This is a genomic window from Pseudomonas laurylsulfativorans (assembly GCF_002906155.1).
In the GTDB taxonomy this organism is placed as follows: Bacteria; Pseudomonadota; Gammaproteobacteria; order Pseudomonadales; family Pseudomonadaceae; genus Aquipseudomonas; species Aquipseudomonas laurylsulfativorans.
In genome coordinates this window covers 639,610-653,674 of sequence record NZ_MUJK01000001.1, presented here as the reverse complement: position 1 = coordinate 653,674, position 14,065 = coordinate 639,610, and the positions used below count along the sequence as shown (strand labels likewise).

The 14,065-nt window shown below is 48.2% G+C and carries 11 protein-coding genes and 2 pseudogenes; 8 read left to right on the top strand and 5 right to left on the bottom strand.

The window, feature by feature from the left end; all coding sequences use genetic code 11:
- Nucleotides 1-171 precede the first annotated feature (171 nt).
- A pseudogene (locus tag B0D71_RS31550) lies at nt 172-450 on the bottom strand (hypothetical protein); the annotation flags it as partial.
- Between the two features lie 307 nt (nt 451-757).
- Here B0D71_RS31550 and B0D71_RS02935 point away from each other — a divergent pair.
- Nucleotides 758-896, top strand: a pseudogene (locus tag B0D71_RS02935) (IS5/IS1182 family transposase); the annotation flags it as partial.
- 241 nt (nt 897-1,137) lie between these two features.
- On the opposite strand, the gene B0D71_RS02930 reads toward B0D71_RS02935, so the two are convergent.
- Nucleotides 1,138-2,565, bottom strand: coding sequence for an NAD(P)/FAD-dependent oxidoreductase (locus tag B0D71_RS02930; RefSeq protein ID WP_103393399.1), 1,428 nt, complete (start codon nt 2,563-2,565; stop codon nt 1,138-1,140).
- A complete protein-coding gene (locus B0D71_RS02925; RefSeq protein ID WP_103393398.1) occupies nt 2,562-2,951 on the bottom strand; it encodes a nuclear transport factor 2 family protein in 390 nt (129 codons plus the stop codon). Before B0D71_RS02925 ends, B0D71_RS02930 begins: the two co-directional genes overlap by 4 nt.
- A gap of 196 nt (nt 2,952-3,147) precedes the next feature.
- On the opposite strand from B0D71_RS02925, the gene B0D71_RS02920 reads away from it, so the two are divergent.
- Nucleotides 3,148-3,630: an Lrp/AsnC family transcriptional regulator gene (locus B0D71_RS02920; protein WP_103393397.1), complete on the top strand. Its 483-nt coding sequence runs from the start codon at nt 3,148-3,150 to the stop codon at nt 3,628-3,630.
- Between the two features lie 175 nt (nt 3,631-3,805).
- Here the strand turns inward: B0D71_RS02920 and B0D71_RS02915 are convergent, their stop codons facing one another.
- Complete coding sequence (locus B0D71_RS02915; RefSeq protein WP_103393396.1) at nt 3,806-4,525, bottom strand: ABC transporter substrate-binding protein; 720 nt, start codon at nt 4,523-4,525, stop codon at nt 3,806-3,808.
- Nucleotides 4,526-4,869: 344 nt separating this feature from the next.
- Between B0D71_RS02915 and doeB the strand changes: the two genes are divergently transcribed.
- Nucleotides 4,870-5,874: a N(2)-acetyl-L-2,4-diaminobutanoate deacetylase DoeB gene (doeB, locus tag B0D71_RS02910; RefSeq protein WP_103393395.1), complete on the top strand. Its 1,005-nt coding sequence runs from the start codon at nt 4,870-4,872 to the stop codon at nt 5,872-5,874.
- A gap of 55 nt (nt 5,875-5,929) precedes the next feature.
- Here the strand turns inward: doeB and B0D71_RS02905 are convergent, their stop codons facing one another.
- Nucleotides 5,930-7,810: a methyl-accepting chemotaxis protein gene (locus B0D71_RS02905; protein ID WP_103393394.1), complete on the bottom strand. Its 1,881-nt coding sequence runs from the start codon at nt 7,808-7,810 to the stop codon at nt 5,930-5,932.
- 570 nt (nt 7,811-8,380) lie between these two features.
- Here B0D71_RS02905 and B0D71_RS02900 point away from each other — a divergent pair.
- The 5 genes from B0D71_RS02900 to B0D71_RS02880 all read left to right on the top strand — a co-directional run bounded on the left by B0D71_RS02900 (nt 8,381) and on the right by B0D71_RS02880 (nt 14,049).
- A complete protein-coding gene (locus tag B0D71_RS02900) occupies nt 8,381-9,700 on the top strand; it encodes a glutamine synthetase family protein (RefSeq protein ID WP_165798680.1) in 1,320 nt (439 codons plus the stop codon).
- Nucleotides 9,701-9,766: 66 nt separating this feature from the next.
- Complete coding sequence (locus B0D71_RS02895; protein WP_103393392.1) at nt 9,767-11,092, top strand: APC family permease; 1,326 nt, start codon at nt 9,767-9,769, stop codon at nt 11,090-11,092.
- Between the two features lie 58 nt (nt 11,093-11,150).
- Nucleotides 11,151-12,272 (top strand): succinylglutamate desuccinylase/aspartoacylase family protein, encoded by a 1,122-nt coding sequence (locus B0D71_RS02890; RefSeq protein ID WP_103393391.1) that lies wholly within the window; start codon nt 11,151-11,153, stop codon nt 12,270-12,272.
- A gap of 49 nt (nt 12,273-12,321) precedes the next feature.
- A complete protein-coding gene (locus B0D71_RS02885; RefSeq protein ID WP_205885976.1) occupies nt 12,322-12,942 on the top strand; it encodes a cysteine hydrolase family protein in 621 nt (206 codons plus the stop codon).
- A 243-nt stretch (nt 12,943-13,185) separates the two neighbouring features.
- Nucleotides 13,186-14,049: a MurR/RpiR family transcriptional regulator gene (locus B0D71_RS02880; RefSeq protein ID WP_103393390.1), complete on the top strand. Its 864-nt coding sequence runs from the start codon at nt 13,186-13,188 to the stop codon at nt 14,047-14,049.
- Nucleotides 14,050-14,065 lie beyond the last annotated feature (16 nt).

Sequence of the window (14,065 nt, the reverse complement as noted above, 5' to 3'; positions counted from 1 at the left end):
TTTGATCGTCACGCCAATGCCCGCTTCGGCGGTCATGACGTCGGTCACCGAAAGCTTGCTGGCGGCCACACCGGTTTGCTTCGCTACCTCGGCCAGGCAGGCCTTCTCCGCCTTGTTGGTGGCAGATGTGCCACTGGTGCTACTGGCACTCGCAGCGCCCGATGTCGCTGGCTGGCAAACCCCGTTAGCCCCGCCTTTACCGGTATAGGATACGTCCCATGACTCATCTGGATTGCGCGTGAGGGAAATCGCCACGCCAGAGCCCCTGGCTTCATAGGCGTTGTCGTTGAATTTCTTCAGTTTGGCCTCCTTGCCATTGATGAACACCGGCCCGCCCTTATCCGCATGCACGGCGATATTGGTCGGGCAGTCGTAGTTGAGCTGCGGAATATCAGCACTGGCCACAGTGGCAAACAGCAAAGTAGTGGTTCCCAACAAAAACCTGTTCATATTCATGCGACGTTCTCTTTCCGTTGGAGAGTGGTCGGGCTTACTGCGCAAACATCATGGTCATGCGCCAGCGCACGCAAGGACGAAGCCAGGCGAAACGACGGATCTCTACCTCGACGACATGGCTTCGGCAGTATAGGCGTAGTGGGCAGCTTTAACGGCCAAACGCTCACGGCCGGATCTAATTGTCGGGTAGTCAGACGCGATTGCCCACATCCCCGGATATGTGAGTTTCCCAGCACACGGCTCAAACCTCTGCTAAGGCCCCATTGGGCACACAGTTAGGTGACTTCGCCGGACGGTTGCGATCAAGAGTCAGTTCGGTTACGTGAAAGCACGTTTTCGCGGACTGATCAAAAACAATGCTGAATTGACTACGCTGTTTGCTCTGTCAAATTTGTGGAGCTTGAAAACAGCTTAAGGGTATGGGGGAGTTGTGGGCGTAACACAAAGAATTGGGCTGAAAAGCCAACCAATGCGGAATGCGACTTTCCGGCTGGTGCGGAAGTTTATCGGAGCTTCCTTAGAGGGGGCGCCTCGCTATCAACGAAGAGCTTGGAGGTAGCAGGGCGTGGGATAAGAATTGTGGGCGAAATGCTAGTAGAGCTTTGTATTTTTTGAGCGCAGAGCGCGAGAAAAAACTGAGCAATGTGCTTAGCTATCGCCAAGAGCATTGCTCAGAGTCAATTAAAGAAAGCGATCTTTGATTCCATAGTAGACATAAGCAGCCCTGAGTGACGCTTCACGGAATGCTGGCAGTTCAAACTTTGGCAAAGGGTCTTTAAACAGAGTGATTTTTGGCTCTTCTGGCTTGCCCGCAATTCGACCCGCTACCAAGCGACCAAAATGTGAGGCTAAAGAAACGCCATTACCCATGTAGGCGATCGAATAATGAACTGTAGGATCGTCAGTCGTCCCCATGTGAGGATTCTTGTCTCGCGACAGACAGACCCATCCGCGCCAGAAATAATCGACCTTTACTGATGCCAAACTAGGGAACATATCCACCATACGCTGTGTTAACCACTCGTATGCTTTATGGTTTAAGTTCCCCTCGTCACGTATTCCTCCTCGCGCTCCAAAAAGTAGACGGCCATCCGGCAATAGGCGATAGTAAAACACAAGTTTTCGTGTGTCGCTTACCATCTGAGTGGTTCTGAGCCCTGCTTGTTGTTGCTCTGCCGGCGTCAAAGGGCGTGTTACAGCAATGTTAGAAATTGCTGGAAGTATTCTGCCCGAAAGCCATGGGTTCATTGCATCCAATGTGTAACCAGCAGTAGCGATCACTACCTGATCGGCTACCAAGACGCCTTTAGGTGTTCGCAAAATATGCTTGCCACCTTCTTTCGTCCAACTCAACACCGGGCTTTTATCATGGATGGTCGCACCATGCTCAATCGCTGCTCGAGCTATACCTCGAGCATACTTCAACGGGTTCAGTCCGAAGCCATCAGGGTAAAGCAGTGCTCCACATCCTTCGGATGAATTGATTAGCGTCCGCCGTAGTTCATCGCCACCGATGTACTCTGTATCGTATCCAAAGCCTTCCTTCAATAAGCGCTTCGTTTCTTTGAGATCTGCAATTCGAGATTTTTTATGAGCAATATTGATCCAGCCACTCTCAGACCGATCAACCTCAATATTGTTATCTCTAACAATTTCTTCAACAGTCTTAACTGCATCGAGTCCAACGTGGAAATGTTGCCGGGCTTCCTCTACATCAAGACGTGCCAATGTTTCTGCGTATTCATCTTTACCTACGCAAATCATGGAGAAACCGCCGTTTCGTCCACTTGCCCCCCATCCAACCTTATTAGCCTCAAGGACAGTGGCTTTTATTCCATGTTTCTTTGCAAGATGATATGCGCATGAGAGACCTGTGAAGCCGGCTCCAATAATTGCTACAGAGGTCTCTTGACGCGTCTCAAGCTCGCCAGAGGTATTAACTTCCTCACCCGCATTGGCCGCCCAATAAGAGGGAGCATGGGGTAGGCCTGGCATATCCAACCGGAGTACCCGACCTACGTTTGTGTCAGGTTCTGCGTCGAATCCCAAATTTTTTGAGTATTTCCCTAGAAGTGGAGAAGCTCCGCTGTGTTGATTTGTCTTGCTCATGATTTAACCTTGCGATAGGCATCTTTCAAAGTGATGTGCCCATCGGCGACTACAAATACATCGATCCCGAGCACGTTAACTGGAGAACCGTTCGCGTCGTTACCGCCAACATGCCATGTTACGGTCGCCCCACCGTCAAAAGGATAGATATCAAGGACTTTCAGTACGGTGCTGCCGGCGGCACTAAACATAGTCTTGACGGCTGGGCCGATTTCTTGACGGCCGTTATAGGTTTTGCCTGGTTCATCACCTTGGGAACCTTTGTAAACCGCATTCTCAGCGAAAATCTCAAGCACAGTCTCAAGGTCTTGGGTCGCCCAGGCATCAAGGAATCGCTTGATGACTGTTACTGAATTCGATTCAACTGGTGCGTTTGCGATGGTCATGTATACATACCTTTTTATATGGAGTGATAAAAGTGACGGTAAGCGCCATTTTAAACCTTAGTTTTGAATGAAAACGTCATATTTATCGTGAAAACCGACGTATACAGTTCAAAATAACTAATTAATTGACGTTTGGCGTCATCGTATTTAATGTTAACTAGAGTTGAGTGTCGTGTGACTGATCGGAGGCTTAAAAATGGTAGATATGATTCTTGATAGAGGTGATCGGCGAATCCTCTCTTTGTTGCAGCGAGACTGTCTTGTACCGGCAGAACTGATCGCAGAAAAGACAGGTATGTCTGCATCATCAGTTTTACGGCGAATACGAAAAATGCGAGAGGAGGGAGTGATACAGGGGCAGGTAACTGTCGTTGATGCAAAAAAAGTAGGTGTCCCGTTAACCTTCGTGACGGCTCTTGAAATTGAAAGAGAGCGTAAGGACTTACTGTCTCAGCTTAGAAAATGGCTGGATAGGGAGGACTCTGTGCAGCAGGCAATTTATACCACCGGCTCTGCGGATGTTTATTTGATCATCTTAGCAAGGGATGTTGAGTCTTATGATGCTATAACCCAACGCTTGGTGGAGGAAAATCCAAATATTCGTCGTCTAACGACGAGCGTTGCCCTACAGACATACAAGCGAGGAATATTCGTTCCAACAGAAGATGAGAGTTTTTGAAGACATTTTTTGCCCAGCGTCATGAAAGGCCTCCAGTATCTTGCTTTCTTAAGGCGAGATAGTGGAAGCCGATTAATACCGATGGTTGAAGCAAAAAGCTACCGAGTTTGTATATCGGCAGTAACCAGAGATAAGTGATTCTTCTGGGTTTGTAGTATGTAATTTATTGAAAATATTATATACAGCGAATATCTTCATTAAACCATTTTCTTGAGATTTTTTCGTAAGTGCCATCAGACTGAAGATCTTTTATAATTTTGTCGTATGCTGATGCTAGCTCGTTATTATCATTTTTGGTGGCTGAGGCAACAGTCGCAGTAGTAACAAAATCCCCAATATTCATTCCTTGATCGGGTTGTGTTTCTATAGCTAGTTTTGCGACAAATTTGTCAGAAAGCCATGCATCAGCGCGACCAGATACCATTGCATTGCGGGCGTCGCTGTCAGAAGCAAAATTGCGAATTTGCTTGATGCCTGGAATATCGCTCGCTTTTTGAAAGAAAATTGACCCTGTCTGAACGGCAACAGTCTTGCCATTAAGATCTGAAACCGTCTTGACGTCAGATTTCTTACTAACGATGACTCCGCCCGTACAATAAAGGGGAGTAGTAAAGTGGACTGATTTTGCTCGCTCGGGTGTGACTGTGAATGACGCTATGACAATGTCAAAACGGTCTTGATTCAGGCCAGCGAGTAAAGAGTCAAAAGACATTGGCTTCCATTCGGGAGTTACGCCTAGACGTCGTGCGACTTCATTTCCGATGTCGATTTCAAATCCACTGAGTTGTCCTTTATCGAAGTACTGGAACGGTGGAAAAGTACCATCGGTACCTATGACAATTTTACCTGAAGCCTGAATTTCTTCTAGAGTCTTTGCTTGGGCCGGGGCGATCATGAGCGAAGCTATGAGTCCCACGGCGCTGAAGAATAGTGATTTTTTTTCATCTTTAAAACTCCCGCTTATATTAATTGTTTAAGGCAGTGTTTGGCGATGAGGCCGGATTTTGGTTTTTATTATTTGTAAGGTTGCTGCTGCAATCCTCAGCTTCGACTATATAGACCAGATTTAGAATCTGTTCGAATACATTACTGGCGTGAAATTATTATTGCATTCATATTTATCGATTTTAAGCAGTTTTTATGCGTATTTTCGTATTTATAGACGGGAGGCGTAGGTGATTATGGAGTATTTATTGAATTTGTTGATCATGTTCTTATTATTCACTCATAGGTTTTCAAATGGCAGATTCAATTCGTAATAATCCAATAGTCGCCACTGTCGATTTCGAGCGTAATGGTGTGCAGCATGGCTATTTAAAGCTGCCATATTCACGCAACAACTCCGCTTGGGGAGCAGTGATGATCCCCATCACCGTGGTGAAAAATGGCGAGGGGCCTACAGCATTACTCACTGGCGGCAATCATGGCGACGAATATGAGGGGCCGGTAGCCCTGAGCAAATTGGCACTGACGTTGGTTGCATGTGATATCCAGGGCCGAGTGATTATTGTACCGTTTATGAACACTCCAGCTTTTCACGCAGGGACGCGAGTTTCGCCAATCGACGCAGGTAACCTCAATCGTAGTTTTCCTGGCCGCCCCGACGGCACGGTTACAGAGAAGATTGCAGATTATTTTCAGCGCACGTTGCTTCCAATGGCTGATCTGGTTTTGGACATTCATTCTGGTGGTAAGACGTTGGATTTTGTTCCGTTTGCAGCCTGCCATGTCATCTCTGACAAAGCTACTCAATCGAAAGCTGAGGCTGCAATGCTGGCTTTTGGAGCCCCTTACGCCATGCGTATGTTAGAACTGGATTCAGTAGGTATGTATGACTCGGCAGCCGAGGAGATGGGAAAGACTTTTGTGGCGACTGAATTGGGTGGCGGGGGGTCTAGCAGCGCGCGAACAGTAGCCATTGCTGATCGCGGTATCCGCAATCTGCTGATTCATGCCCGAATCCTAGCTGGTGAAGTGCAATGCAACGAATCGGTTTTACTCGATATGCCTAACGACGACTGCTTTGTGACATGTGAGGACAGCGGGTTACTGGAAATGTGTCGCGATCTTGGGGAAGAGGTCTCTCGCGGAGATTTGCTGGCGCGCGTTCACAATGTGCATCGTACAGGTGTTACTCCGATCGAATACCGTGCCAAGCGCTCTGGATTGTTAGTTGCAAGGCATTTTCCTGGCTTGGTTCAGTGTGGGGATACCTTGGTTGTGGTTGCTGATGTTCTTGCTTAGTAAATGAGGCGTTTCCGATAAGGATTCGCCTCTTTCTGGGATTGAGCTAGTTCAGTCAAACTCTGAAGCCACCAACAAGCTGCTTGAGGATCGCCGCTTGCTCCTCAAGCTCCGCGCATGCAGCGAGTGTTAGCTGCAGGTTTTTCACTCCCTGCTGGTTTAGAGTGTTAATTTGTGTGATGTCGATATGTATAGAGTCAACCACCGCAGATTGCTCCTCCGTCGCGGCAGCAACAGAATGGCTCATCTCATCAATCTCGTTCATTCTCAATGCCACGTTCGCCAGCTGTTCACCGGCCATGTTAGCAATGCTAACCGTCTGTTCAGTCTCAACTTGGCTATCGCTCATTAATAGTGCGGCTTGGGTTGCACCCACTTGCAGTCCTTCTATGAGCCCTTGAACCTGCTGGGCTGACTCTTGCGTTCTGTAAGCAAGATTTCGTACTTCGTCCGCAACAACTGCAAATCCGCGTCCGGCTTCTCCTGCTCTGGCTGCTTCAATAGCTGCGTTCAGAGCGAGCAAATTCGTTTGCTGAGAAATACCGGTGATTACCTCCAAAATTTGCCCAATGTTGATGCTTTGACGGTTTAGGCTATGTATCTCAGAGTGAGCGTCACCGATCCTTGTGGACAGGTTGTTAATTGAACTAATTGTTTGCTGAACCACATTGTGGCTTGTTCCCGCTAGGGATCTGGCGTTGCTTAAGTGCTCAGACGTAAACGCTGCATTTCGTGAAATCTCCAAAGCGGCAGCGCCCAGCTCCGTAATAGCTGTCGCAACGCTATTGGTTCGATGTGCCTGGTCATCTGAACTCGTCATTGAGGCATTGGATGCGTCTGTAACCTGTCGAGCTACTACGCTCAGCTGATAAGTGGCCCCAGATACTCGCTGAATTGACACATGAATCCGATCGACAAATTGATTAAATGACCTAGCTAACTCACCGAATTCATCCTGTCCTCCGGGCTCCAATCGTTTGGTCAAGTCACCTTCACCCGCAGCAATATCTTGCATAGCCACATTCATTACTCGTATAGGCCGCATTAGTACGTTAATAAGTAAGCCCAGGAGTATGATGGCAGTGATGATGGCGATTAACGTTACAATGGTTGCCGTTTTTCTGAACTGTCCCAGAGACGCATAAGCCTTGTCTTTGTCAATTGATATTCCTATGTACCATTGAACGGATGGAAGTCCGGAGATAGGCGTGAAGCTGATCAGTTGTGGTGTTCCGTTATAAAGTGTCTCATGCGTGGTCGTCGAAATTTCTGGTGTTTCGACGGGAAATATTTCTTTGATTGTTTTACCAATAAACTCCTCGTTAGGATGAACCAAAATTTTTCCATTGGAGTCTATAAGAAATGCCAAGCCTTTGTTGTCAAAATTTAAAGTGTTAATTTTTTTGACTATTGTATCAAGACTTAAGTCGCCGCCGACTACTCCCCGTGTTGATCCGTCGTGTTGAAGCAAGGGAATAGCAATTGTGATTACCAGTTTTCCGATGCTCGCGTCAACGTAGGGCTCTGTTAGTATTGTTTGCCCAGACTGTATGGCACTTAGGTACCAAGGACGTTTCCTAGGATCGAATTCAGTCCCCATATCTTCCCACGGCTCTTGATCGAATTTTCCGTTGTGATCACCCATATATGTGTAAAGAAAATTTGATTGGAGCGATTTTCGCTTCAACTTTTCTCTAATTTCGCTTTCGCTCTGCGTAAGTGTAATTTCTTCCGCAAGACTTTCCGTACGGAGAATTTTGCCAGATAGCCAGTCTTGGACTCCTTTGGCTGTACTGACTCCAATCTCTTGCATGTAACTATCCAAATTTCTTCCGATAGAAATTCGTTGTTGATTGTCGTTGTAGAGCGAAAATACAGAAAAAGCGCTCGCGATTATTAGCGCAGCTGTTCCCAATATTTTGTTGGCTATATTCATTTTTATTCGTGCCGTGCTGTGGGAGGGTTGAAATGTGATGATAATTCCAGGCGTTCTACAGTTGTTAGCTGGTACAAAATACTCGTCAGTTTAAAAGCTAATAGTTTAATAAATAATGCGTTTGGACTAATTACGTTGCAGCTTTTATGCGCGAATTTATTAAATAAGTATTAATTCTGCTTGGGAGTGGACTAAGGCTATCCGAATGTCACATGCATCAATTTCGTAGCGTGCCAAACCATTCTCGCGGCCACGCCGTGCTCGGTCGTGCTCATGAGCATCGCCTTTACAGAAGGTCTCTGCCTGAATCCTTCCCCCGCAAAACATGCTGAGAATTCCGCCGACAGGCGGCTGTAACGAACGTTACAAAACGTATTGCCGTTTAAGAAAATGAATGGTAGTGTTCCGATCGTTACAGAAAAAAGACATTTCATAGAAGATGGAACGAAAATAACAGCTACACACGCAATGCTTCACTGCCGGGACAAACAAGAATAATTCTCAATATTTTAACGAGGAAAGCGTGGATCGAGCATGGCTATGCTTACCTGTACCTCGGAGGAAATCGCAATGAAACAAGGCACCAAGACTCCTGGACTCGTACATTTCGTCACCCAGGACTACTCCGGCATCACCCGTGGTCGCGGGTTCCCGCAGCAAAGATTGGAAGGTTATCTGCGTAAGGGAGTGTGCTGGACGCCTGCAAATCTCGGCATCAATATGTTTGGATCCATCGTTGAAAATGAGTGGGGCGCGCAAGGCGATATCCTAATGATGCCTGACCCGGCTACTAAGGTTTTCGTCGACAATGGAACAGCAGTTACACCGTTACACTACTACCATTGCGACTTTTTGAATCTTGATGGTTCTCCTTGGGACGCATGCCCGCGTAATTTCCTAAAACGGCAAATCCAAACCCTTGCTGCAATGGGAATCAAGGTAATCGCCGCGTTCGAGCATGAGTTCATGCTGACGGACATTGCGAATCCCGCTCCACCGTTTTCACTCGAAGCTTCTCGTACAGAGGAGTTTCTTTGCAGTGAAATTGTCGATGCACTGCAGCAAGCCGGTGTAGACCCTGAAATGTGCTTACCTGAGTACGCTCAACGCCAATTCGAGGTTACCTGTAGTCCAGTCGAAGCACTTCAAGCCGCTGATCGTGCAATCAACGTTCGAGAAGTAGTGAGGGAGATTTGCCGACAAAATGGTCGTAAGGTTTCCTTCTCGCCAATGGTGACCGGGAACTCTGGTACGAACGGCGTCCATGTGCATGTTTCTCTTTGGAGCACCGCTGGCGAACCACTGACATACGATCCGACTCGACCTGGTCAACTTTCCGAGGTGGCTAGTCAGTTCACGACCGGCATGCTTGAACATATGGCCGCTCTGACCGCACTCACGGCGCCAGGTGTTGTTTCATACCAGCGACTACGCCCAAATAGCTGGAGCGCTGCATATGCCTGCATTGGTCAACAGAATCGCGAAGCCTCTCTGCGCATTGCGCCTCTCAGTAATGTGAATGCTGATGCTGCAGCAAAGCAAGCAAACATCGAATTCCGCGCCGCTGATGCGTTGTCTTCTCCTTATCTCGTGTTGGGGGCACTGCTCGCCGCAGGTATCGATGGTATTCAGCGCTCCATGGTTATGCCCGAGTTGGTCGCAGTTAATCCTTGCCTGATTCCTAAGGATGAGCACTCACGGCACGGCCTGAAAGCACTACCTGGTTCCCTCGGTGATGCATTGAAGGAATTGGAGAATGACGCCTATTTGAAGGCGGCAATGGGCACCTCGTTGCTCAGTTGCTACCGGGCAGTTAAGCAGAGCGAAATACATGAAGCTTCTGAAAAGGACGATTTTGCCATTCGGGACATGTACTCGGCCGTTTACTAAGGAAGATTTTAGCTAGTTAAGGTCAATAATTCTTGCTGTCCCACACGAAGATCGTGAGGCAATAAAATGAAAAATAATACCGGGAATGTAGAGCTTAAACGAAGTCTGAAACTACGCGACTTAGTAGTATACGGAATGGTTTTCATGATTCCTATTGCACCAATGGCAATCTACGGATATATCGTAAGCGATTCCAAAGGGATGGCTACGCTAGCCTATCTGATTGGCATGATTGCGATGCTTTTCACGGCTCTAAGTTATGCTCGCATGTCTGAAGCTTGCCCCAAAGCTGGATCGGTTTATGCGTACGCAAGCCATGCTATCGGCCCGAGGATTGGGTTTATGGTTGGCTGGATTGTGTTGCTCGATTATATTTTGATTCCCGCGTTGTGCTACGTCGTTGCGGCCATTGCTTTAGAAGGGGTTACTGCCATATCCAAGTGGATCTGGCTCGTAGCTTTCATTGCGTTCAACACAGCGATCAATATCCGTGGTATTCAACTTACAGCGAGAGTTAACAATGTTTTCGCAATTGTTCTGGTCGCCGTATTGATCTGGTTTGTTACTGCGGGTCTATATATGGTGTTCAGCGGTTCGCTCGGACATCCATCTACACTCCCCCTGTATAACCCAGAGACATTTAGCCCTTCGCTTGTAATGAGTGCCGTATCGATTGCTGCGCTTAGCTTTTTGGGATTCGATGCCATCAGTACACTGGCAGAAGAAAGCTCAGGAAATGCCAAAGATGTGGGGCGCGCAACTGTCATCGTGCTTTTCTTGATGGGGGGACTATTTATCCTTCAGACCTGGGTTGCTGGCATGGCCTGGCCTGACTTTGGTTCGTTGGGTGCGGATAAGGATAATGCTTTCTACCTTATCGCGAACGCTGTTGGCGGCCCTTTGCTGAAGACTGCCTGTGCTGTTGCCACCGCAGTTTCCTGGGGGTTTAGCTGCGCACTGGTTGCTCAAACTGCGATTTCCCGAATTTTGCTAAATATGGCGCGTGACGGCAAGCTCCCTTCGGCCTTGGCACGTCTTCATCCTCGCTATCAGACTCCGTTCATCAGTACCCTGTTTGTTGGGGCAGTTTCTCTGGTGGTCAGCGTTTGCTTCATCAGCGACGTTAGTGCTCTTACGTCCTTGGTCAACTTTGGGGCGCTAACAGCATTTTTCGTCCTGCACCTGTGTGTCTTGAATCAGTTCATGGTTCGAACTCCAAGTCGTCGTTGGTTTAAGGACGGCGTGGTACCAGTATTAGGCCTGCTCATTATTGGCTACATCTGGTTCAGTTTGGATACACACGCAAAAAGCATGGGGCTTGTTTGGGTGGTGGTTGGCGTTATATATCTCTGTATCCTCGGGCGCAGAGCCAGAACGTTACAATTCACTTAACCTGAAGAAAGACATTTTTTATCGGCGCCCTTTAGGGAGGGCGCTTGGAGTGGTAATCATGGAACAACATCATCATCCCGTGCAGGGATTATCACTAGGTACCTTTCGTGAGGTCGTTAGCTTCCATTTCAAAGGGCAGGCAGCGTGCGGGCCAAAGGTTTACATTCAGGCAGGATTGCATGCAAGCGAGCTCCCTGGGCTGCTTGTTGCGCATTACCTTCGGGAAAAGCTTCTGAAAGAAGAGGAAAATGGAAGCCTCGTTGGAGAGGTCTTATTAATCCCAGTTTCAAATCCGGTTGGTTTGGATCAAACGCTGCTGACATACCAAATGGGGCGTTTCGACCTGGCTAGTGGGGAAAATTTTAACCGGCATTTTCCCTCCTTAGTCGAAGAGGTTGCGCTCAAGGTCGAGTGTGAGCTTACAAATACAGCTCAAGAAAATGTGAAAATTGTTCGTCGAGTACTATCTGATCTCATCTCAAAGAGAGAGACAGTTCGAGCGGTTGACTCGTTACGTAATACGTTGCTACAGCTATCTTGTGATGCAGATATTACCCTGGATTTGCATTGCGATTGTGAATCTGTTCTTCATCTATATACGCATCCGAGTTCGATTGATGACGTAATGCCACTCGCAGCATTGTTGGGCGCACAAGCAACCCTCTATGCATTGGAGCAGGGAAATAATTGTTTTGACGAGGTCGCTGCTAGTTTTTGGGCGAAGCTGCAGTTACGGCTTCCAAGGTTTCCCATACCTGTTCCTACGATAAGTGTAGCCATTGAACTGCGTGGACAACTAGACGTGTCCCACCTGCTCGCGGAACAAGATGCAGAGAGAATCCTCGATTTCTTGAGGGTGCGCAAAGTACTGAGTAGCCCACTGTCAATTGAAATGCCAAAAGCAAGCCACGAGCCTACTCCATTGGACGGTACCGAGGTATTGGTCGCACAGAAGCCAGGTGTAATCGTGTATCTCCAGAGTTGCGGGGTCTATCTGAAGCCAGGGGATCCGGTGGTTGATGTCGTCGACCCCATCTCAGGACAAACTACGCGGTACTGCTCTGGAGTAGAGGGTGTTCTATTTGCGAGACAAAACCGGCGCTATGCCATGCCAGGAATGGATTTAGCCTACATCGCCGGCAACAGCCCTTTAGGTCGTGGATCGCTGCTTTCAGCTTAAACCGTAGGAACGAACAGCACTTTTGTTGAGGATAAATTACGTGAAGAAGATCGAATTTAACGGTATTTCTCGGGATAGCCAAGTCAATCCAAAGCGTACCGCTTTACTGGTAGTAGACGTGCAAAATGCGGAGGTATCGAGTTACGTTCAAGAGAAGCAGCCGGCTTACTACCAGGCAGTTATGGGGCGCGTTGTTCCAAACATTCAATTGTTGATAAGTGCTGCCAGGAAATCTGGTACTGAGGTGATCTACACCACAATTGAAAGCCTCACCCGGGATGGGAGAGATCGATCGTTGGATCACAAGCTATCGGGCCTCCTTGTCCCTAAAGGATCTTGGGAGGCGAAGGTCATCGATCAGGTCGCACCTGGAGATGATGATATCGTGCTGCCCAAAACCTCGTCAGGGGTGTTCAACTCGACAAATCTTGATTACGTGCTTCGTAATTTGGGCGTCGAAGCTGTCATCGTAGTAGGCATGTTGACTGATCAATGTGTTGATATGGCCGTCCGTGATGGAGCTGATCGAGGGTATTTCATGGTATGTGTCCCTGATGCCTGTGCAACCTATTCTGAGGCCAGGCACAACGCGGCGTTGGCTGCTTTTGGGGGATACTGCAGGACTACGAACACCCAAGAGATGATCGCAGAGCTCAATCGTCCGCTCTGACAGGTTGGTCGTAACGAAGCCTCGGATCTCACCGAGGCTTTTTTGTAGATCCTAGGACGTCGCGGTCTTTCTACCCCCCGAGACTCCTGTGACGTGCGACATCCGATAGCTCCCCTTTCTTCAGTCATGCGCGCCTCTTCCGCTATAGAGTGGCTTCGAGGGCGCGTGTAATAATCGTTACGGAAATCCTTAAAATCAGAAATTGTGCAATAATCGCTTCACTTACCTATTCTTGAAAAAGCCATGACAGCAAGCCGTTCGATTAAAAAGCTCATTCAGGACGCGAACCCAACGTTCACACCAAGTGAACGTAAACTGGTGCGATTTCTCAACTCTGCAACGCCGGTGATTGCTCTGGGATCAGTGCACCAGCTGGCCGAAAGGGTAAGTGTCAGTGCTCCAACGGTCATGAGATTTGCGGTGAAACTCGGTTTTTCTGGCTACGCCGACTTCCAACAGGCGTGGGTCAATGAACTAGAGTCGATGCTCACCTCTCCTTTAACTCTGATTGATCATGGCGCCCCCCCTTCAGAAAACCTTTTCGGTCGAGAGCTGGGGAAAATGGTGGAGCAGGCAATAGATGAGGTCGCTGGAGAAGGAGGGCTCTTAGATGTCCTTCTTGATTCAAAACGACGAATTTATCTCAGGGGCGGACGGTTTAGTCAGCCGCTCGCTGAATACTTCTATGCGCATTTACGAGAGATCCGAGGTAATGCCGAGATCTTGGGTAGAAGCGCTTCCCACGATATCGACCTCACCCTCGATTTGTCCAAGAAAGATGTGGTGATCGTTTTCGACTATCGGCGGTACCAGGCAGATACGGTTCATATAGCCAAGCGCGCGTCGGAGCAGGGTGCAACGGTTGTGCTTTTTACAGATCGCTGGCAGTCCACTGCCGCTGAGTTTTCACGATATGTGGTTGTTAGCGATATCGCATCTGGATCTGCGTATGACTCTCTAGTACCTGCCATGGCCCAAGTGGAGTTCTTGGCAATGGAGATGGTTAATCGTTTAGGCGATAGCGCCACTGATAGGCTGAGACGCTTGGAAGCGGTAAGGGTGGGCCAGACACCTGCAATTGACCGTGACAAAAGTGATCTTAACTGAACTCTGCTTGTTCAAA

What these genes read in the sequence shown, in the direction of transcription:
- B0D71_RS02920 (WP_103393397.1), top strand. Translation starts at nt 3,148, where the DNA reads ATGGTAGATATGATTCTTGATAGAGGTGATCGGCGAATCCTCTCTTTG.
- B0D71_RS02895 (WP_103393392.1), top strand. Translation starts at nt 9,767, where the DNA reads ATGAAAAATAATACCGGGAATGTAGAGCTTAAACGAAGTCTGAAACTA.
- B0D71_RS02905 (WP_103393394.1), bottom strand. Translation starts at nt 7,810, where the DNA reads ATGAATATAGCCAACAAAATATTGGGAACAGCTGCGCTAATAATCGCG.
- doeB (WP_103393395.1), top strand. Translation starts at nt 4,870, where the DNA reads ATGGCAGATTCAATTCGTAATAATCCAATAGTCGCCACTGTCGATTTC.
- B0D71_RS02880 (WP_103393390.1), top strand. Translation starts at nt 13,186, where the DNA reads ATGACAGCAAGCCGTTCGATTAAAAAGCTCATTCAGGACGCGAACCCA.
- B0D71_RS02890 (WP_103393391.1), top strand. Translation starts at nt 11,151, where the DNA reads ATGGAACAACATCATCATCCCGTGCAGGGATTATCACTAGGTACCTTT.
- B0D71_RS02925 (WP_103393398.1), bottom strand. Translation starts at nt 2,951, where the DNA reads ATGACCATCGCAAACGCACCAGTTGAATCGAATTCAGTAACAGTCATC.
- B0D71_RS02900 (WP_165798680.1), top strand. Translation starts at nt 8,381, where the DNA reads ATGAAACAAGGCACCAAGACTCCTGGACTCGTACATTTCGTCACCCAG.
- B0D71_RS02930 (WP_103393399.1), bottom strand. Translation starts at nt 2,565, where the DNA reads ATGAGCAAGACAAATCAACACAGCGGAGCTTCTCCACTTCTAGGGAAA.
- B0D71_RS02915 (WP_103393396.1), bottom strand. Translation starts at nt 4,525, where the DNA reads ATGATCGCCCCGGCCCAAGCAAAGACTCTAGAAGAAATTCAGGCTTCA.